This window comes from Lactiplantibacillus paraxiangfangensis (assembly GCF_036246185.1).
GTDB lineage: Bacteria > Bacillota > Bacilli > Lactobacillales > Lactobacillaceae > Lactiplantibacillus > Lactiplantibacillus paraxiangfangensis.
The window spans coordinates 53,974-74,222 of sequence record NZ_BTPW01000015.1; the positions used below are offsets into that span (position 1 = coordinate 53,974).

Sequence of the window (20,249 nt, forward strand, 5' to 3'; positions counted from 1 at the left end):
GGTTTTATTGGTTAGCGCTTTCGTCGAAGCGCCTGTTGTTGTAAAAATTGGTTCGCGGCGATGACCGGTTCGGGGACGTCTACGTGGGGGATGAAGTTGGTCCCCAACGGCCCGTACCCGGCTGGCGTGTCGATGAGCCGCTGACACTCACCAAGGACTAACTCAGTCAAGTAATCTGCCGGCCAGTTAAAGTCATTGTCAGTAGTGAAAACTAACGGATCAAGTTGCCGTACGCTAAGCGTTTGCGGTTGGTACCGGCTGAACTGGTAAGTTGTCCCCCAATTTTTGACGAAGGTCAGAGCGGTTCGCCGTGCTAGCACTGGGTCTTGGGCGAGGAGGACGCTGCGCCAGTCTGACGGGGCTAACGCCAACGCATTGACAGCGTTGCTGCCAGAATTAGTTGACGTTTGATCCAACCGAATTTCACCCTGATAACCAGTTTGTCGGACGAGGTCGGCCATCATGGTGGCTTCGCTTAGCGTGTTACTGACGCCTAGATTTTGTCGGAGGTACTTGGTGGCGTGACCGATACCACCCGCAATGATAGTGCGGGGTAAAGCGTATTGTTGGGCCAATTGTCCGGCTGCCGTCGCCGTCGCTGGCTGACTGTTTCCGCATAGGACGAGTCCGTCGACTTGTTTGGGTAAAGTCGTTGCTTGCGTCAGCCAGTTTAAACATTGATTGAAGGCTGCTAGCTTAGTCGGCATGGCGGGCCTCCGGTTTAGTCCCAAAGTGGGCCGCCGCCGCGCCGAAGTTGAAACGTTCGTAGTGGACTTGTTGAAAGCCCGCTTGTTTGAACATCGTTGCTAATTGGGAATAGCTCGCAAAGTGCCGGGTCGTTTCCTGCAAGTAGGAGTATTCCTGGTATTGGTGTGCGAATAAACGGCCAAATAGTGGCACAATTTTGGTGAAGTAGAACTGCCAGACTGGTTTAATTAAAGGCTGATCGGGTTGTGACGTTTCCAAGCAGACTAACTGTGCCCCGGGTTTTAGAACCCGTAAGATTTCAGCTAAAGCCTGCTCCTTGTCGGGAAGGTTACGTAACCCGAAGCCAATGGTCACGAGGTCAAAGGAGTTGTCTTTGAATGGCAGGTGCATGGCGTTGCCACGTCGTAACCAGACCCGGTCATGAAGCTTGGCTTGGTCGACCTTTCGCTGGGCGAGCTGGAGCATCGGTGCTGAAAAATCAAAGCCAATTACTTCACCGGGAGCTTCCAATTCTTGTGCAATGGCGATGGTCCAGTCACCAGTGCCGCAACAGAGATCTAAGGCGTGCGCGTGGGGCGCTAGGTGGATTCGGTGCATCGTCTGTTTGCGCCAGTGACGGTGGGTGCCTAAGCTAATAATGTTGTTCATCCGGTCATAGTTGGGGGCGATGGTATCAAATAGCCCCTGAACGTTATGTAAATATCGATTTGCCATGATTGTTCCTCCTCGTGGTACTGCTAGTCTTACTATAGCAGAAGCCTTTTAAAAGTGCGCGAAAAAGAGAGTGGACCAAATTGCCTTTTGGACTACGTTTCGACCATAACAATAGAAAAAACCAACCAGAAATTTGGTTGGTTTTTTGAGTTTTGTCCCAAATCCTAACATTCATTGCAATTAGTGGAAATCGCCATCCGCAATCTTTTCTAATAGGTCGCGGGATGGAATGAAGAAGAGTTGACCGGATAATAAGGTCGAAAATGTCAGTAAGAAGTCTGACTTGGCCAGCATGTTTTCTAGCATTCCCTTGGTAACGTGCCAGTAACGGGAATAACCAATAAAGTAAGTCCCAGTGTTGCCGGCGGCCGGGTTGGAAAATGGCACGTTCATCCGAACGATTTTCTGTTCTTCGCCGTCCACTTCAAATTTCGAAGCCACGTTATGGGCATTTTTAAATTTATCTTCATCTGCCAGTTCAAAGTCGCTGAACTTTTCACGACCAACGGCTTTTTCCTGCTTTTCAGTTGGCATGTGTTCCCAGATAGGCATGTCATGTTGCCACTTTTGTGCGAAGGCGTAAGACCCGTTTTCAAAGGTGGGGTCTTCATCGCCAACTAAGGCGTAGTCGGCAGCGTCTTCAACGGCGGGTGCTTCGGTACCATCGATGAAGCCAATGATGGCGCGACCTTCGAAGTAACGGAAGCCCTTCGTTTCATCGAGCACGGTGGTAATTGGGCTTAGCACCCGTTCGAACTGGGTGATGGCCTCGTAAACGACCGCTTCGTTGCTAGCACGAATATGGAAGAAGAGGTCACCCGGTGTTGCGGGCATTTCGTATTCGGGACCCGTCAAAGTTTCGTAAGTTTCGAGTTCTTTAGGTTTCGGGGCGTTGGGGAATAGGTAGTCCCAAGCCGCGTTACTAATCCCAATTGAGACTTTTAATTGGGTCCCCGTTTCGGGTTTGGCATCACGAATGCGTAGCGAGCGAATAATGGCTTGCGAACGGTCAGCAAATTCTTGGAAAACTTCTTGATCGTGGCGCTGATCTTGACGGTTTAACTTTAAAACGGTGAATTGAACATGTTCCCCAACGTCTTTCCAGACATCTTGGGCACGACTTGGATCGATTGACATGAGAAAATCCCCTCCAGAATCATTATTAAACTCAGCGTACCGGAGCCCTCTCAGATAGTCAAACAATTGCGATGGTAACTTTCAACGGACCTTTTTATGACGGATATGGTTGGTTTGAAAGGTGATGAAACGTTGGCTACTATTGTAGTGTTGATATCAATTCTCTGATTATTTGAACTGCTTTGCTCGTTCACTCCAGTCGGCTAAATGAGTGAAGATCGTTTCTAAGTCGGCGTCCGTTGTATCCCCAAGAACTTGGTCCCAGAGCGATTGCTTGATTTGCCGAATGGTTTTGCACGCCGCGAGTCCCTTTGGTGTGATCCTGACCCAAGTGGTGCGGTGATCATTGTCATCAGGCGTTCTGGTGATATACTGACCAGTTTCTAGGCGCGTTAACTCACGACTGACGAGGCCCTTGTTAATGGCGAGTTCGGTCGTAATCTGCTTGGCAGTTACCCGGTCCTGCTCGCCGATAAATAGTAGAAAGTTGGCGTTACTGGCGTTAATTTCTGGCAATGCCAGTTCGTGATTCATGGCCGTCTGAAAGCGTCGGTGGAGTGCACCAATATATTTTCCAAGTCTTACAGTATCCAAAGCAGCTGCCCCCTTTTTGAATTATTATAGCATATAGTTGACAAGTAAACCAAATCCGACTAAACTGTAACAGTTGACTTATCAACTATAAGGAGAAATTAAAATGACTTTTAAACAGCGGTTAGGTTTTACGTTATTGATGTGTATCGGTATGGCGACCAGTATGAGTTGGTTGGGCATGGCGACCAATATGGGGATTAATGCCGCAATGTGGCGGGTATTCTGGCTGGCACTTGCACCGACCATTGCGTTTGCATTTGTTTTTAATTTTGTGGTGGTCTCCACTTTGTCAGAGTTACTGGCTAAATGGTGGACCAAGGGGATGACTGATTCTGAAGCGATTGGTTTCAAGTCCGGGGCCATTCGCGGCTGGACAATGTTACTGATGATGAGCTTTACGATGAGTACCCGGGCACTTTTGATCAATGGGACGTTTTATCATTTGACGGTCGAACAATTTATTTTAGGCTTTTTTGGCACGTTCACGACGGCTTACTTTGTCCGCGACATCTTGATTATGCCGCTAGTTCGGCGCTTGTTGTTTCATGCCATGCCCCGGTTAAAAAATTAGTATTAATAGGTGAATTAAAAAAGCGCTTGGAATAAAAATTCCAGGCGCTTTGTCTGTCAGTCGACAGATAAGGATTTTAAGTTTAAATAATAAATGAGATATTATAGGTTCATTTTGAAAGCAATCACGCAATAGAAAACTTCACCTTAGCAGTAAGCTTGTCCCTTAAATTTTCGAGCATCTTTGCATGGTCATTGAAACCAAGCTTTTTAAACTGATAGATTGTCGTATCGATAGTTGATGGTTGACCGTTGACTGTTTTAATTAATTCAAGATAAAAGTCACACATCATGCGATCATAAGCTTTCCGGGGTGTTTTGCCAGAAACTTGATAGAGCTCGTGAATGTAGAAACGAGCATTCTGATAGTGTTGACGTTCAAAAGCTAGAACAATGCAATTGTTGAGGAAAATAGAAATATCATTTTGGTAAGTATCAATTTTGCTTAAAATTTTAGTCCTTTTCAATAGGATATTGAAAGTAGCACGAATATATTCACTACTAAAAATGTATAAACAATTAGCAAAAATTGACATTTCAAAATGGCCCCATTGCGTAACGTGTTCTAAATACTTTTTAATTATACCGGTATCTTCAGCAACATCAAAAATTTCTTCATCATTTTTTTTATTTAAAAACAACTTTAACTCAATGGATAGACAACAGTAGTAAAAGTCTTTTGAATTTTTATATTTTGATTGGTAATCAAGAATTCGTTCTTTTATTTCTAGGTCACGTCGTTTAATGACGTTATCGTAGAAGTATTTAGTTGCGAGTTCTTTTTCAGTATTTGTACTGTCATTGAAGTAAAACAGGTATTCCTGAATTGAAACATTCATGCGTTCTAAGTATGCAAATAAAATACTGGTTGTAATATCTGTTTTGTTGTTTTCCAATGACGATAAGGTTGTTCTACTTGAAATCCCCTCTGCCAATTGCGACTGAGTTAGGCCGCGTTCTTTTCGTAAATTACGAATCAGTTCCCCATGGGTCATTGAAAACACCTCTTTTTGACGATTTGCTTTACATTATAGTACAACATTAAATTTTGACTATAAAATGAACTTGTTAATCGAAATAAAGCCTCAAATGAAGGATTTTTAATGACATTTCACTTGAAGGAATGGTTCTTATCCGATGGCTTTCAGGTTGAAGAAATAGACGGTCACAGCTTTAAAGATATTCGTGAAGTCATTCAACATAAATCAACTGCCCATGCGCTAATTACTTTAGCAACTGCCATTAGAGGAAGAGGTATCGATGTGATGGAAGGAGATTCTAAAAGTCCCTATGCCAAAATTGCTAGCGCACAGGCAGGTAAATTAAAGAAGTGAGTTAAATATCAAAACGACAAATATTGTTCTAATTAATTCTTCAACTCGAATGCCATCTAACTCAGAGTATTTAGCGACTAAAGTTTTAGATGGCATAAAATATGATGAAATTTGGTTGGCTGATATGAAGATAGCAGATGTTAAGGATTTTCGCTTTTCAGAGTCATGGCCGCGACAAAAGGACGATTACTATGTCGTTTGTAAACAATTTAAGCATGCCGACATCGTTGTTTTTTCAACTCCCATTTATTGGTATGGGATTTCTTCATTATTAAAAACCTTTATTGATCGTTGGTCCGAAAGCTTGAAAACAGATCCAGAGTTTCGACAAACAGCTAAGCATAAAAAGATTGTGCTGGTCTTAGTTGGTGGCGATAACCCCAGAGAAAAAGGCCAGATCATTATTGAACAGTTTAAATACATTTGTGGATTTTTAGGTATGGATTTATACGCAACCGTTATTGGTGAGGCTAATCGATCATTAGAAATAAAAATGGATTTAAAAGCACTAGATGATGCCAAAAAAATCAATCAAATCATAAAAGAAGGTGAAGGCGGGACTGGATGTATCAATATCAAGTAAAGAAGCCTTTCGTGATGAATTAGCAACGCTAGCGGTGCATAATTCAAAGTTAATCGACGTTGAGTATGAAAGGATGAATTCTATTGAATATATCAGTGCTATTGCGTAAAAAAGAATTTCGAAACTTCTTCTTGGCCGACATCATTTCTGGTTTCGGCGTTGGCTTAACAACAGTGGGTGCAAATTGGTATATGTTGCAAGCAACAAATTCAAATAAATTAGTAGGATTATACTTAACGGTTAATGTATTAGCGGGATTCCTGATGTCACCTTTAGCTGGGATATTAACTGATAGATTTTCTAGAAAGTCAGTCATTCTATGGACGTTTTTGGGCCGTGCAATTCCCATGATCGTAATCACTGCAGTCATTGGAATGGTCGGGTTCAATCTGTGGGCAATGTACGGGTTGGCAATTCTAACCGGTGCTGGCTGGATAACTTACATGGCCTCGTCGCGGAGCTATGTACAGGCCATTCTCCCAAAGAAACTACTAGGAACGGCTAACTCTTTTATTGAAGTCTCGTTACAAGTAGGCATGTTTGCGGCTGGCGCAATTTCTGGCCTTATTCTCAATTACACAGGATTTGTGACAATTTTAGTAATCAATGTGGTGATGTTTTTGGTTGCCGTCTTGTTAATAATGTCAATCCAAAGAGATACCTCAGTTCCGATAGATACGAAGCGGTCATCTACAGGATATATAGCGGGTGTTTGCTACATCCTGAATCATAAACTAATTCTTAGTATGGGAATTATCTCAATTTTACCGTTAATTGTGACACAATTATTTAATGTGTCTTCACCAGATTATGTTTCAACAATTCTGAAAGCTAACAGTGTCATTTATGGGTTAGCTGATATGGGCTATGGGATTGGCGGACTGGTAGCTGGGTTAATCACAGGCTTTTTAATTCATAAATTTAGTGAAAAACATATTATTGTTTGCTTTTTTATTTTTGCAACAGGCGGATTGATGACGCTGTACTTAACGCAGCTTATTCCGCTAACAATCGTTTGTACCTTTATTCTTGGGTTAAGTAATTCATCATTACGGGTTGTGATCAATACAGTATTAATGGAACAGGTCGAACAGCAATATATGGGAAGAGCAACCTCTATTTGGAATGGAATTGCACAACTGATTGAGGTTTTTGCATCAACACTGATGGAAATTGCAAATGATTCTTTTGGTGCAAATATTGGTTTTCTTTGGATGGCAGCCATTATGCTTGTTGGTGCCTTATGGAGCCTTATTATGTTGAGCAGAATTAACGTGAAAGGAAATTAACTATGAAAAAGCGCGTATTGTTAATTGAACCAAGTTTTTATGGCGTAGCTTTTGTCAAATCCGCAAAGAATTTAGGATGTGAAGTCATCTGTGTTGTCAGTAATTCTGATGATCCCAATAAATTTGGATATACTGGGGATTATGATGATTTATTAATTGCTGATGTTTGGAATAGCGAGAGTATTCTTAGAGCGATTCATGATAGTAAATATCAGAAGTTTGATGCGATAATTCCGGCTACAGATTATGCGACAGCGGTTACCGCCAAAGTTGCTGAAAAGCTTGATATGTTTGGTAATTCTTATTTTGCAGCGAAATGTGCTAGAAATAAGGATTTGGCTAGAATTCAATATGCAAAAAAAGACGTCCCCTCAGCTAAATTTGCTGTTGTTAAGACGATTGAAGAAGCTTTGCATGCAGTTGAAAGAATTGGCTTTCCACTAATTTTAAAGCCTACCAATACGGCTAGTAGCATTGATGTCTTTTACATTGAAAACACGGCGCAATTGCGGCTACGCTTTGACCAAATTACTGAATTAAAACAAAGTTATATGAACTTTAAAGTACGCGATGAATTTATTTTGGAAGAGTTCATGAAAGGTCCCGAATTTAGTGTGGAGCTTTTCTTAAACAACGATAAAATTACTTTTGTTGAAGTGACAGAAAAACAGACAACTAAGCCGCCGTACTTTGTAGAATTAATGCATGTTTTTCCCACAACAGTTGATATAGATCGGAAAAAGGAAATTATTGATACAGCTTATAAGGCCACACGTGCACTTGATTTTCATAATGGTCCAACACATGTTGAAATTAAGGTAACCAATACCGGTGCGCGGGTCGTCGAAGTAAATGGTCGCCCGGGTGGAGACAATATTACCTCTGACTTAATTCAGGATGCATACGGGATTAATATCTTTGAAAAAACAATCGAATTATATTTAAATCAGACCGTTGTAATTGAACCCAGACATCACGATGCCGCTGCTATTAGCTTTTTATTTGCTCCGAACGATGGTAAGTTCAAGTCAATACAAGGATTAGATGACATCAAAAAAGCTAAGGGGTTTCAACGCTCAGAATTAGTGGTGCAGCCAGGACAACTAGTTAAACAACCAACAAATTCTGATGACCGTATTGGCTATTACATTTTATCCGGCCCTAACGCTAGTGACTTGAAGAAAACAATTATGGCGTTAAATGATCGCGTTAAAGTCATAACTGAATAGTTTAGGCATGGTGCGCATTCTCTCTGTAAGAAGTGGGGATGCTTTTTACCATTCTCTGCAACTTGTGTGGTCGCGCTATTTTGTTCTAGCACCTGCGTTGAGGCAACTGTCGTGGAATATAACAAGTTAGGGTATCTCCGCAGTTAGAAATGGCTACGGGACTAGGAATTCTTCATTAGACCATCTCCGTAGTGTCAATAGCGGCGGTAACGGTTGGGCTTTTAAAAATTTCAACCCAGGTCGAGAGCGCGCTATTACTGGTAATGATTGTTGAATGCAGCTCGTATCTCACATAGTGACTGATACACCAGTCCATAGAACCCTTTTCGTACGCAGTCGTAATAAGAGATCATGACAGTTATTAGTTATACATGATACAGACCCCTAAAGTTTAAAGAAGAGGTTGGTGTCATTGGCATGAGATGAAAAATAGAGAGTGGGCTAATTTCTAGCTCACTCTCTATTCATATCTATCACTATCGATTAATTTAGTTTAGAATCAAATGCCGTTAGATGATTCTATATGTGATGTTTCAAAAATAAGAACCTTGTAGCAACAGTACTTGGATACTTATTACATCCAATGAAACTTAAATAATGGACCCTACCGGATTTGAACCGACGACCTCCTGCATGCGAAGCAGGCGCTCTCCCAACTGAGCTAAGGGCCCGAGTACTATTTTAGTATACCGCAAATCAGCCGTGGTGCAAGCCTTTCCAGGTGAATCAATGGCGACTGGCCCGGTGGTTCGCGTTCCCACGAATCTTATGAACACGCCGTTTAAACTGCGTCTTTTGACGACTAACAAATTTATAATGTTGCATTTTACCGCCAAAGGGCTTGCCGCTTAAGCGTAATTTTAACCAGTCTTGCATGACGGCCATCATCGAGTTGATCTGGTCAACGCGCAACTGATCGTGTGACTGATTAGCCAACGGTAATAGGTTTGTTTGTAGTTGGTTAACCAATTTTTGGTGGTATGTCACCAGTTCAGTAGTCAGTGGCGCGTCAACGTAGGTGTTGAATAATTTCTGAATTGTTTGTAAGGCATCCTTGATGTCATTTGGTTGATAGTAACGTTCATTATCGTTCGTCAATTTGATTTTCCCTCCAAGCTTGTCTAGTATAGCAGATTTTTATGAATGCAATGGTATCGCGTGGCTAAATGGGATGAAAGTCGTTAAAATAGGGATATTGAAAGGGGTGGCACAATGAGTGAAACGACGGAATTAACAAGTCAGGCCGAAGTAGTTCTAGACGAGGCTTATGAACAATTTAAGCAAGCACAGTTACAACGGACCGCGGCGGAAGTATTTGCCGATGCGGAAAAGATCTTTGCGGTTCGCGAGATGACAATTGCGACGCGCCAATATTTATTTGATGAGGCCATCGCGGATAAAGTGATCGCACTAGGTGGTCAAGTTTTAAATCATATGTATGAACAAGCAACTCAAACCCAATTTTTGAAACTCAATTTTACGGGCAACGATATTCGCTGGTTACTCGGATTACCCCGGGAACATCGTCGCCATCGATAAGATTGAAAACGCTTATTTACCGAATAAAGTTATGTTTAATACGATTAACGTGATGGAATTTACAGAAAAAACACTGTGAATTCCATTTTTTAATTGAGTTTACTAGTTTTTTTCTCAAGTCATATATTACAAAAAGAAAAAGTCGTCAGGAATACATGTTGATTTAACAAGGTTTCAAGCTGGGAATGTTACGGCAGTCAATTATTGTTAAGGTTCTGTAACCTTCGTAACATATTGTTATTTGGCTGGTATTTGCATGTAACACAAATTGAGTAGTATAGACCTTGGCTTGAAGTACATACGTGACATTCTTTTTGGAGTGATCATTATCAAAGTGAAAGTAAATATTAAACAAGTAATGTTAGGGACGGCTGCTTTAGCTGGTTTGTTGGTAACTAGCCAAGCAGTTGCAAACGCTGATTCCATGACCATTAAGGCTGGGGATACCGTTTGGGCATACTCACAAAAGTACAATGTTTCAGTTAAAAAGATTGCTGAAGAAAATGGCTTAAGCAATCCTAGCTTAATCATTGCTGGTCAAAAGATCGATATTCCTGGTGTTAAGACTGGTTCAACCGTTACTAAGAAGGCTGCTACTAAGACAACCGCTGCTAGTGCAAGCAGTGCAACGTCAACCAGTGCCGCAACTTCAACTAGTAGCCAAGCAACTTCTGCAGCTGCCGTTAGCTCATCTGTTACTAGTGCAAGTAGCACGAGCCAAGCAGCTTCAAGCAGTTCCGTTGCAGCTCAATCAAGCAGCACCTCACAAGCTAGTGCAAGCAGCAGCGTTGCTTCAAGCAGCTCCGTTGTTTCACAAGCCAGTTCAAGTGCCGTAACTAGTTCAGCAACGTCACAAAGCGCAACTTCAACTAGTTCACAAGCGCCTCAAAGTGCCGCAGCATCACAGAGTTCAGCTTCATCACAAGCTCCTCAATCTGCTAAAGCTGCCTCATACGTTGCACCTAAGGCTACGACGACTGCCTCAACTGGTAACTACGGTAGTGTCATCAGTGCAGCCAAGACTTTCTTAGGCACACCATACGAACAAATGGACTGCTCTGCATTTACGCAAGCTGCCTTTGCTAAGATTGGTCGTTCAATTGGCCGGACTACTTACGCCCAAGCAACCCTTGGCGCACACGTTTCATTTGGTTCAGCTCAAGCTGGCGACTTGGTCTTCTGGGGTTCTGACTCCGCACCTTACCACGTAGGGATTTACTTGGGCGGTGGCCAATACATCGCTTCACCTACTTACGGCGAAACGGTTTCAATCAAGAGCACTGCTTACTACACACCAAGCTTTGCTATCCACATGTAACATTTAAATCGTCAATTAGGGAGCTCGGGATAAAACCCGGGCTCTTTTTGTTTCTAAAAATGATGGACAAAGTACAAAAAAGCGAGCACTAGGCTCGCTTTTTTGTACTTATTTAGTTGATTGTAGCCAAAGTAAATGACTTTCGAAGTCTTGTTTTGCAGGTGGAATCGTTAAACCAACTTGGTTCAGGACCTGACCGCTGCGAGCTTGTCCGTGAACTAGGTAGCGACATTGGTCAGCTAGGTAATGCAAGGGGAGTTGCGTCGGAACTTTAACCGCTGAGCTTAAGCCGGTGGTATAAAAACAGAGTGCTTGCTGTTGGTCACGGGTCACCAGTAACCAAGATTGGCAATCAGGCTGATCACGCCAATCAGTCAACCGATAGAAGCGAGCGTCATTAAAAATTGGCTGCCACGTTTTGTTTTGCTTGATTTGAGCCGTGATGACTTTTTGTTCGTCAGTGTTCAATGTGTCTAGAGCCAGTTCAAACCCAAGGTTACCAATGGTCGCTAAGTTCAGCCGAGTCTGTAACGGTGTAATCCGCCCATTTTGATCGTTCGGCGACGCAGTTACGTGGGTACTGAAGCAGGTTGGCGGAAACAGGTAGCTGAAGCCATTCTCAATTTTAGCCCGGTCGACCGGGTCCGTGAGATCACTCAACCAAGTTTGATTAGTATAAGCGAGCATGCCAAAATCAAGGCGGCCACCGCCAGCAGAACAGTTTTCAATTATCAATCTTGGAAAACGTGCGCGTAATTGTCTCAACAGGGCGTAGAGTCCTAAAACGTAACGGGTGTACAGTTCACCTTGCTGATTAGGAAGGGACTCATTGCCAACTTGTGTTAGATGGCGATTCATATCCCATTTTAAATAGTCTAATTGATTGGTCTCAACTAATGCCGTAATTGTTGTGAGCAAATGCTGCCGAACGACCGACAGGGATAAGTCTAGAACCAGTTGATGCCGTGCTGTGATTGGGGCACGTTGCTGGTAATGTAAAGCCCAATCAGGGTGTTCGTGGTAGAGAGTACTATTCGTTGTAATCATCTCTGGTTCAATCCATAAGCCGAATTTGAGTCCCTGTTGATGCGCTTGATCGGATAACGGACGTAATCCTTGGGGGAATTTGACGGGATCAATTTGCCAGTCACCTAATTGGCCGTTTTCACTAGTTCGATTGACAAACCAACCGTCATCGACCACGACCATTTCGAGATCAAGGTCCGTGGCTTGTTCAATCAATCGGCTAACTTTGGTTGCATTGACGTCAAAGAAGTTACTCTCCCAAGTGTTGATGGCAATTGGACTTGTTGCTAAGGTCGGCTGGAGCTGATGACCAAAATCATGAAAAACTTGTGATAGGCCATTAAAACCAGCATTTGACCAAGCTAACACAGCTTCTGGAGACTGAAAACTAGTTCCAGCATCGAGTTGCCATTGAAACGTCGTTGGCTCGAGACCAATCGTGAGCCGTGAATGTGCGTATTGATCAACTTCGATTGCCGTCTGGAAATTACCACTCCAAACTAGGGCCGTGCCCAAAACCTCGCCACTAAATTCAGTTGCATTTGGTCGTGCAAGACCCATGAAAGGCTGTTGCTGGGGCCCACTGGTGCCACGGAGACTTCGTTGACATTGAATACCAGGACGTAACGGTCCCAAGGTTGGATTGGCCTCGTGCGCATGCGTTCCGCTAAATGTTAGGGCGTCATATTGGTCATCAGCGAGATCCAGTTGCAGGCTATTGAGGGTCTTAACCGTCAGTGATTGTTGACCGGCATTAATTAGCGTTGTGCTACGCAAAATCAAGGCTGAGTGATCGAAAAGGGTGTAATTTAAGTCTAGTTTAAGCCCAGTGACCGTGTCGGCTAGGTGCAGCACGAGGGTGGTCACGTCAGTTTCCGCCGCAACCGTTGGCGGGAGCTGATCCGGATTGACGGGCTGATCAGTCACCTGCATCCCAACGTAGGTGAGGATGGGCAACAATTGGTTAGCCGGGGTTTCAATCAGGTAGCCGGGTTGCCGATAGTCACCACTTCCAATAGTCGAATATTCTAAGGGAAGTGAGGTGACCGAATAGGGAAAATCTGGCTGGATATCGGCGGCAAAAGCATGATTACCGGTTGGTAACGGTGCTAGTTCCGTGGCATCAGTCAAAACCGCGCCAAAGTAACGATGCACTGGATAACGGTTATTTAAAATTTGAATGACATAACTGATTTGATCATTAAAAAGGTTGATCAAACCCGTCTTTGGATCAACTTTAACTGGCATGGTCAACCTTCCTTAGTGTGTTAGAATGCGGCCGCAACGCCAGTCTGAGCTGGTTCAGTTAAAGCGACGATTTGGTCGCCAGCGGTCACTTGTTGTGTTTTGAGTCGTTCAACGTTCGCGTAATCAGCGGTATTCGTGATGACAAGCATTACGGTAGGGTCATAGTTAGCGGCTTTCAAAGCTTTAATATCGAAAGTTCCTAATAAATCGCCTTTGTGGACTGTGTCACCTTTTTTGACGTTGCTGGTAAAGTGTTCACCGTTCAAATTAACGGTATCGAGACCTAAGTGAATCAGAATCTCAGCACCATCAGTTGTTTTGATTCCGTATGCATGTTTGCTGTCATAAGTAACGGTAATGGTACCATCTGCGGGTGCTAGAACTTGGTCATCAGTTGGAACGAAGGCCGCTCCTTTACCCATGATTTCAGCAGAGAAGACTTGGTCGTTAACGTCGCGGAGACTTTCAACGGTCCCACTAACGGGTGCAGCTAAAACTTCGTCGCTAACGAGGCTAACGGCAGGAGTAGTTGATACAGGCGTAGTGTCAACTTGATCGCTATCGTCACCTAAAGTCCGTTTAGCATAAATGAAGGTTGGGATGAAGGCGATGACAAATGAAATCAAGGCACTTAACAAGAAAGCTGGGATTGATTTTGACGCAATTGAGATGAACCCAATTACGGAAGCAGGTCCCATGGCAACGGCTAAGACGTGGAATAAACCTAAGAAGACACAAGCAATCCCAGATGCAATTGCCCCAAAGACGAATGGGAACTTCATCTTTAAGTTGACCCCGAAAATAGCTGGTTCGGTAATTCCAAGTAAGGCTGAAAGGCCAGCTGATGAGGTCAAAGCTTTTTGTTTTTGACTCTTGGTGGCAAAGAAGATGGCTAAAGTTGCGGCCCCTTGACCAATGTTGGCCATGGATGCAACTGGAAAGATGAATGATCCACCGGTTTTGGCAACGTTTGCAAGTAACTGCGTTTCAATAGCTGGGAAGGTTTGGTGTAGGCCGGTAATGACAATGGCAGAGTATAAGAGACCAAAGATTCCCATACCGATCCAACCAGTTGTGTTGTAAAGACCAACTAAACCATTTGTTAAAGCGTCACTAACTGTCCGTAGCACTGGGCCGACAATTGTGAAAGTTAAGAAACCAGTAATGACAATTGAAAACATTGGGGTGAACGTGAAGTCGAAAGCCCCTTTGATATGCTTGTGGAAGAACTTTTCTAAAGTTGCCAAGATGAAGGCAACGGCTAAGACTGGCAAAACTTGGCCTTGGTAGCCGGCTTGAGAAATATGCAATCCGAAGACGTTCCAGTAAGGCATTTTTCCTGCAGCCATGGTCGCGGCAACGCTGTACCCGTTGACCAAGTTTGGCAGAACCATGATCATACCCATGGCGGCCCCTAAGTAAGGATTTCCGCCGAAACGTTTTGTGGCTGAAAAGCCTAACAGAATTGGTAAGAACGTGAATGGTGCACCGGCCATGGCGTTGATCATTTCAGCAATTCCTTTTAAACCGGGATAAACTTCAACGACTGATTTTGCCATGAATAAATGTTCAGCGGTTAAAACGTTGTTTAATGCCATTAATAGACCACCAGCGACTAACGCTGGAATAATAGGAATAAAAATATCTGATAGCACTTTAAGGAAGTCCATTAATGGGTTACGTTTTTGACCAGCACTCGCGACTGCTTTAATATCGTCGGGAGTTGCTTCTTTAAGACCAGTTTCAGCAATGAGGGCATCGTAGACGTGATCGACATCGCCAGGGCCAATGATAATTTGATACTGACCATTCGTTTCAAAGGTTCCTTTTACGTCGGGATCGTCATCTAAGGCTTTTTGATTAATCTTTGATTCATCCTTGATTACCAATCGTAATCGGGTCGCACAGTGGGCGGCTGCTTGGATATTGTTTTTACCAATCGCAGCTAAGACGCGGTTCGCAACTTCTTGATGGTTCATTTAAGACCACTCCTTTTGAGTTTGGCTAATTTAAAATTTTTGTCTTGCAAGCGCTTTACAAAATTAATCATAACAAGTTTTAAATTTATGTCAAGCGTTTGTCATAAAAATATTTTGGCTTAAAAATCTACTAGTAGTGGTGATTTAACAGAAAATAGTAGGAAATTAGTATAAAAATGATAAACGTTTGACATATCATTGAAAGCGGTTTTATAATGACATTAACTTAAATTAACAACCAGAGGAGTTTTAAATGATGATTTGGAATCGTGAAACGAGATACACCCCTTACAGTGCTTGGCCTAAGTCAACTTTGCCGACTTTAACGGCTCAAGTGGCGCGGTCCAAATGGCGCTTACAACATCACCTTCAACCAGCTTCCGGACTTTTGAATGATCCCAATGGTTTCTCCTACTTTAACCATCAATGGCATTTATTTTATCAGGTTTTTCCATACGGCCCGGTTCATGGTTTGAAAGCCTGGCAACACGTGACTTCTAAAGACTTGATTCACTGGCACGATGAAGGCTTAGCAATTCAACCGGATTCTAAATACGACTCACACGGTGCCTATACCGGAACCGCATTACCAGTCGGTGACCGGCTATTCATTATGTACACCGGTAACGTTAGGGATGCTGACTGGGAGCGACAATCCTATCAAATTGGGGCCTGGATGGATGAAAATAACCACGTTGAAAAAATGACGCCACCAATGATTACCGCCGCGCCAGATGGATATACGACGTCGTTTCGCGATCCCTACCTCTTTGAACGTAATGGTCAGTATTACGCCTTGATTGGCGCACAAACAACGGATGAGGTAGGAGCAGCATTGCTTTACCATAGTACTGATTTACAACGATGGGACTTTCAGGGTGAACTTAATTTACCAGCTGACTTACGGGGCTATATGGTGGAATGTCCGAACGTGGTTGAAATTGATGGCCAACCCGTATTGATTTTCTGTCCCCAAGGGTTGCCACAATCGACACTAGCTTATGAAAATATTTATCCTGACGTTTACTTAGTGGGTAAGTCGTTTGACTTAAATCAAGTGGATTTCACTCCGGCGGGTAAGCCGACGCAACTTGATGCTGGTTTTGACGTTTATGCGACCGAAGCATTCAACGCCCCGGACGGCCGAGCTTTGGCTGTGAGCTGGGTTGGTTTACCAGAAATTGACTATCCAACGGACGCCGAAAATTGGGCACACTGCCTGAGCTTAGTGAAGGAATTGACTTTAAAAGATAATCACTTATATCAGAATCCAGTAGCCGAAACTGAACAGTTACGGGCGACGCCACAACCGATTCAGGCTAAAGTCAACGATTTGACAGGGGCTTTTGAGACTGAATTAACTTTAGCGGCCGGTGAACAAGTTCGTTTAAAGGTCATGACTACTGATACCGACCACTATTTATTGGTCGACTTGGATGCCCATGCGGGAACGGTTACGATTGATCGTAGCCAGACCGGTCATCCGTTTGGTGAAAAATACGGACAAACTCGGCGGGCACAAGTCCAACCAAACACCGCCCTTAAAATCCGACTCATCATAGATGTCTCAGTGTTTGAATGCTATATTAATAATGGCTATACAACAATGACGGGGCGCTTTTTCTTAGCAACGGCGCCAACCCAGTTACAATTAGCTGGGAACGTTACGGCAGTGACCGGGACGGTCTGGAATTGGCTTAAATAAGGTGTTATTGGAGTGGTTTGAATGAAGCCAAAATTAAATGATGTCGCACAACTTGCTGGGGTTTCGGTGACGACTGTCTCACGAGTCATCAATGATCATGGGTACCTCAGTGAAAAGACAAAACAGAAAGTCTTTGCGGCGATGCGCGAGTTACACTATCAACCGAATAATATGGCACGGTCCTTACAAGGTAAAAATACGCAATTAGTTGGGCTGATTTTCTCGGATATTAGTAATCCTTTTTTTGGAGAACTAGTTTCGCGAATTGAAAAAATTCTTTTTGCGAAAAATTATAAAGTGATTTTGTGCAACAGTGCGGATGATCCTCAAAAAGAACGTGATTATTTGCAGATGCTAATGGCCAATCAAGTGGATGGCATCATTGCTGGGGCTCATAACCTCGGTATTGAAGAGTATCAACAGTATGGCTTGCCGATTATTTCATTTGACCGGTACTTGTCCGATAACGTCCCCATCGTCAGCTCCGATAACTTTAATGGTGGCTGGCTGGCGGCCCAGACGTTACAGCAAGCAGGTGCGAATGAGATTGCTATCTTTACTGGTAAAAGTCATGCAGGGTCGCCTACAAATGGTCGGCGAGAAGGCTATGAAGCGTATTTAAAGCAAGCAGGTTTGACACCCCATGTTCATGAAATTCCATTCGAATTATCACCAGCGTTAAAAACGATGGAAATTCGGACGATTTTAGAAACTCATGACTATAATGGCGTTTTTTGCAGTGACGATTTGACGGCGTTATTAACGGCCAATGTTGCACAACAATTAAAGCTAACGATTCCAACGGATTTACGGTTGGTCGGCTATGACGGCACGGCGTTAATCCGTAATTATCATCCTAACTTAACAACGATTGAACAACCATTGGCTGACATTAGCACACTGTTAGTTTCGTTGTTGTTGCAACGAATTGCGGATGCTAAGTGTGAGCTGGAAGCAAAGTACACGTTACCAGTGAAGTTGATCAAGGGGACGACTGCTTAACCGATCAATAGGGATGAAATTTCAGTAAACAAAATTAATCTTAGAATTCAAATTTGGTGCAAAAATAGATGAAAATTGGAGGAATCTGACGTGACGGAAGCAACAATCAAGTGGTGGCAACAAGCCGTTGTTTATCAAGTTTATCCACGGAGTTTTCAGGATACGAATCACGATGGAATTGGTGATATTCAAGGAATTATTGATCATCTAGATTATTTAAAGCAATTGGGTATTGATGTCATTTGGTTAAATCCGATTTATCAATCTCCGAATGATGATAATGGCTACGATATTAGCGACTACCAAAAGATTGCTAGTGAGTTTGGGACGATGGCAGACTTTGACCGACTCTTGGCGGCTGCGCATGACCGGGGGTTACGAATCATCATGGATCTGGTGGTTAACCATACCTCAGATGAGCACGCTTGGTTTAAGGAAAGTCGGACTAGTCGTGACAACGCTTATCGTGATTTTTATTTCTGGCGGGTCGGCAATGGTGAACAGGCGCCCAATAATTGGGACTCAGCCTTTGGTGGTTCAGCTTGGCAGTATGATGATGAGACACAGGAGTATTATTTACACATTTTTTCAAAAAAACAGCCTGATCTAAATTGGGAAAATCCACGTCTACGGCAAAGTATTTATGACATGATGACTTGGTGGTTAGATAAAGGAATTGATGGTTTTCGGATGGACGTCATCAATCAAATCTCGAAGTTGCCAGGATTACCAGACGGACCAGCTAAGCCCAATAGTGTCTATGGGGATTCACGGGTGACCAATGGACCACGCGTGCATGAATTTTTAAAAGAAATGCATCAAAAGGTTTTATCAAAATATGACATTATGACCGTTGGTGAGACCCATGGGGTGACCCCGGCGGACGCGTTGAAATATGCGGGGACGACGAGTCAGGAACTCGATATGGTCTTTGAATTTCAACACTTGAAACTGGATAATAGCCAACACGGTTTTGGTAAATGGAGTACCCGTAAAACGCCGTTAGTAGGATTGAAACGGGTCATCAATGAGTGGCAAACGGGACTACATGGTGCTGCTTGGAACAGCTTATTTTGGAACAACCATGATACACCCCGGGCCGTTTCCCGGTTTGGCAATGATACGCCACAATATCGCGAACGTTCTGCTAAAATGCTGGCAACCTGCTTACATTTATTGCAAGGAACACCCTATATTTATCAAGGGGAAGAAATTGGGATGACGAATGCGCATTTTAAGCAATTATCGGATTATCGAGATATTGAGACGTTGAATGCTTATCAAGAAATCGTGACAGATCAGCACCGGCTTACTGCACCAGATATGATGGCAAGAATCGAAGCGAACTCACGCGATAATTCCCGGACGCCGATGCAATGGAACGAGACGACAAATGCTGGTTTTAGTGATGCTCAGCCGTGGCTTAAGGTGAACGCTAACTATTCAACCGTTAACGTCGAAGCAGCTTTGGCAGACCATCAATCGGTTTGGTATTACTATCAGAAATTAATCGCTTTACGCCATGACAATCCGTTGGTCACGCTTGGAGATTTCAAGCTGTTACTACCAGATGATGAGGACGTTTTTATGTATGAACGTCGGTGGCAAAATAAAACTTGGTTAGTTATTTGTAATTTTACGGCGGAAACGCTTGAGCGGGACTTATCAAAAGTTGTAGCCGGGCAGTCAGAAGTCATCATTAGCAACTATAATGATGACGCTGGCAATCAGTTACGGCCATACGAAGCCAAAGTTTACGCACTGTAATTAAAATAGTGGGCATCAAGTTAGAAAAAATAATGGCTCTTTGTCAACGGCTGTTGATGAGTAACTTTATGAGGAAACCAATTCATTTTCGAATTGGTTTTCTTTTTTTGTTCTGAATTGTAAATTCAATCCGAATTCGTGTGTAAAAACGCGACCAATTTTTGTACCCGTACGCCGTCCGTTTGATTTGCTTTATTTTTCGATTAACGCCCTCTAAAGGACCATTGGAGTAGGTACTTGCCATCATGTTCTTAATTAGAGACAGATGTTTACGATAGGTTTTCATGGTTATTTCAAGCTGTGAACTGACTTTGTCAGTTCTACTTAAAGCTTCGATAAAACGTTGGTAATCTCTGGTTCTTAACGCATCCACTAAGGCATGCGCTGTAAAGTAAGTATGTTGAAAAATTGGATCCAGTTCTAAGCCCTTTAAGATTAACTGTTCTTGAGTAAACCAGTCTTTTAGATGCGTAAACCATTGTGGTTTACGTGTTTCTAGATTTGAAT

At 43.1% G+C, this 20,249-nt stretch carries 19 protein-coding genes, 1 tRNA gene and 1 pseudogene; 10 read left to right on the forward strand and 11 right to left on the reverse strand.

What is annotated here, in order from left to right; translation table 11 throughout:
• Positions 1-11 precede the first annotated feature (11 nt).
• From AAA939_RS09585 to AAA939_RS09600, 4 genes are all read right to left on the reverse strand, one after another.
• Positions 12-707 carry an ElyC/SanA/YdcF family protein gene (locus AAA939_RS09585; RefSeq protein WP_338207796.1) on the reverse strand — a complete coding sequence of 232 codons (696 nt, stop codon included), beginning with the start codon at positions 705-707 and terminating at the stop codon, positions 12-14.
• A complete protein-coding gene (locus AAA939_RS09590; protein WP_338207797.1) occupies positions 697-1,422 on the reverse strand; it encodes a demethylmenaquinone methyltransferase in 726 nt (241 codons plus the stop codon). The genes AAA939_RS09585 and AAA939_RS09590 overlap by 11 nt, the downstream gene beginning before the upstream one ends.
• A 180-nt stretch (positions 1,423-1,602) precedes the next feature.
• The gene (locus tag AAA939_RS09595) at positions 1,603-2,559 is read right to left on the reverse strand and encodes a Dyp-type peroxidase (RefSeq protein ID WP_338207798.1); all 957 of its coding nucleotides are present in this window, start codon (positions 2,557-2,559) and stop codon (positions 1,603-1,605) included.
• A 168-nt stretch (positions 2,560-2,727) separates the two neighbouring features.
• Entirely contained in the window at positions 2,728-3,153 is a 426-nt protein-coding gene (locus AAA939_RS09600; RefSeq protein WP_338207799.1) for a MarR family winged helix-turn-helix transcriptional regulator, read from the reverse strand.
• Between the two features lie 103 nt (positions 3,154-3,256).
• Between AAA939_RS09600 and AAA939_RS09605 the strand changes: the two genes are divergently transcribed.
• A complete protein-coding gene (locus AAA939_RS09605) occupies positions 3,257-3,724 on the forward strand; it encodes a hypothetical protein (protein WP_338207800.1) in 468 nt (155 codons plus the stop codon).
• A 124-nt stretch (positions 3,725-3,848) separates the two neighbouring features.
• On the opposite strand, the gene AAA939_RS09610 is transcribed toward AAA939_RS09605, so the two are convergent.
• The gene (locus AAA939_RS09610) at positions 3,849-4,718 is read right to left on the reverse strand and encodes a helix-turn-helix domain-containing protein (RefSeq protein WP_338207801.1); all 870 of its coding nucleotides are present in this window, start codon (positions 4,716-4,718) and stop codon (positions 3,849-3,851) included.
• Between the two features lie 108 nt (positions 4,719-4,826).
• Here AAA939_RS09610 and AAA939_RS09615 point away from each other — a divergent pair, with 108 nt between their 5' ends.
• From AAA939_RS09615 to AAA939_RS09630, 4 genes are all read left to right on the forward strand, one after another.
• Positions 4,827-5,057 (forward strand): thiamine pyrophosphate-dependent enzyme, encoded by a 231-nt coding sequence (locus AAA939_RS09615; RefSeq protein ID WP_338225866.1) that lies wholly within the window; start codon positions 4,827-4,829, stop codon positions 5,055-5,057.
• A 31-nt stretch (positions 5,058-5,088) separates the two neighbouring features.
• Positions 5,089-5,640: a flavodoxin family protein gene (locus AAA939_RS09620; protein ID WP_338207876.1), complete on the forward strand. Its 552-nt coding sequence runs from the start codon at positions 5,089-5,091 to the stop codon at positions 5,638-5,640.
• A gap of 83 nt (positions 5,641-5,723) precedes the next feature.
• Complete coding sequence (locus AAA939_RS09625; protein WP_338230858.1) at positions 5,724-6,929, forward strand: MFS transporter; 1,206 nt, start codon at positions 5,724-5,726, stop codon at positions 6,927-6,929.
• A 2-nt stretch (positions 6,930-6,931) separates the two neighbouring features.
• Positions 6,932-8,158 carry an ATP-grasp domain-containing protein gene (locus AAA939_RS09630; protein ID WP_338207804.1) on the forward strand — a complete coding sequence of 409 codons (1,227 nt, stop codon included), beginning with the start codon at positions 6,932-6,934 and terminating at the stop codon, positions 8,156-8,158.
• Positions 8,159-8,354: 196 nt separating this feature from the next.
• Here AAA939_RS09630 and AAA939_RS09635 read toward each other — a convergent pair.
• The 3 genes and pseudogenes from AAA939_RS09635 to AAA939_RS09645 form a co-directional block, all read right to left on the reverse strand.
• A pseudogene (locus AAA939_RS09635) lies at positions 8,355-8,518 on the reverse strand (IS21-like element ISCbo2 family helper ATPase IstB); the annotation flags it as partial.
• A gap of 238 nt (positions 8,519-8,756) precedes the next feature.
• A tRNA-Ala gene (locus AAA939_RS09640) sits at positions 8,757-8,829 on the reverse strand.
• Between the two features lie 55 nt (positions 8,830-8,884).
• Complete coding sequence (locus AAA939_RS09645; protein WP_338207805.1) at positions 8,885-9,256, reverse strand: hypothetical protein; 372 nt, start codon at positions 9,254-9,256, stop codon at positions 8,885-8,887.
• 114 nt (positions 9,257-9,370) lie between these two features.
• Between AAA939_RS09645 and AAA939_RS09650 the strand changes: the two genes are divergently transcribed.
• Complete coding sequence (locus AAA939_RS09650) at positions 9,371-9,697, forward strand: hypothetical protein (protein ID WP_338207806.1); 327 nt, start codon at positions 9,371-9,373, stop codon at positions 9,695-9,697.
• A gap of 334 nt (positions 9,698-10,031) precedes the next feature.
• Positions 10,032-11,015: a C40 family peptidase gene (locus AAA939_RS09655; protein ID WP_338207807.1), complete on the forward strand. Its 984-nt coding sequence runs from the start codon at positions 10,032-10,034 to the stop codon at positions 11,013-11,015.
• A 108-nt stretch (positions 11,016-11,123) separates the two neighbouring features.
• On the opposite strand, the gene AAA939_RS09660 is transcribed toward AAA939_RS09655, so the two are convergent.
• The gene (locus AAA939_RS09660) at positions 11,124-13,289 is read right to left on the reverse strand and encodes an alpha-galactosidase (RefSeq protein WP_338230859.1); all 2,166 of its coding nucleotides are present in this window, start codon (positions 13,287-13,289) and stop codon (positions 11,124-11,126) included.
• Between the two features lie 20 nt (positions 13,290-13,309).
• Positions 13,310-15,268, reverse strand: a complete 1,959-nt coding sequence (locus tag AAA939_RS09665; RefSeq protein WP_338207809.1) for a sucrose-specific PTS transporter subunit IIBC — start codon at positions 15,266-15,268, stop codon at positions 13,310-13,312.
• Positions 15,269-15,524: 256 nt separating this feature from the next.
• Between AAA939_RS09665 and AAA939_RS09670 the strand changes: the two genes are divergently transcribed.
• The 3 genes from AAA939_RS09670 to AAA939_RS09680 all read left to right on the forward strand — a co-directional run bounded on the left by AAA939_RS09670 (position 15,525) and on the right by AAA939_RS09680 (position 19,742).
• Entirely contained in the window at positions 15,525-16,973 is a 1,449-nt protein-coding gene (locus AAA939_RS09670; RefSeq protein ID WP_420914908.1) for a sucrose-6-phosphate hydrolase, read from the forward strand.
• 21 nt (positions 16,974-16,994) lie between these two features.
• Positions 16,995-17,975 (forward strand): LacI family DNA-binding transcriptional regulator, encoded by a 981-nt coding sequence (locus AAA939_RS09675; protein ID WP_338207811.1) that lies wholly within the window; start codon positions 16,995-16,997, stop codon positions 17,973-17,975.
• A gap of 90 nt (positions 17,976-18,065) precedes the next feature.
• Entirely contained in the window at positions 18,066-19,742 is a 1,677-nt protein-coding gene (locus tag AAA939_RS09680; RefSeq protein ID WP_338207812.1) for a glycoside hydrolase family 13 protein, read from the forward strand.
• Between the two features lie 82 nt (positions 19,743-19,824).
• Here AAA939_RS09680 and AAA939_RS09685 read toward each other — a convergent pair.
• Positions 19,825-20,249 (reverse strand): transposase (locus AAA939_RS09685; RefSeq protein ID WP_338225911.1); only part of this gene is annotated, 425 nt, incomplete at its 5' end.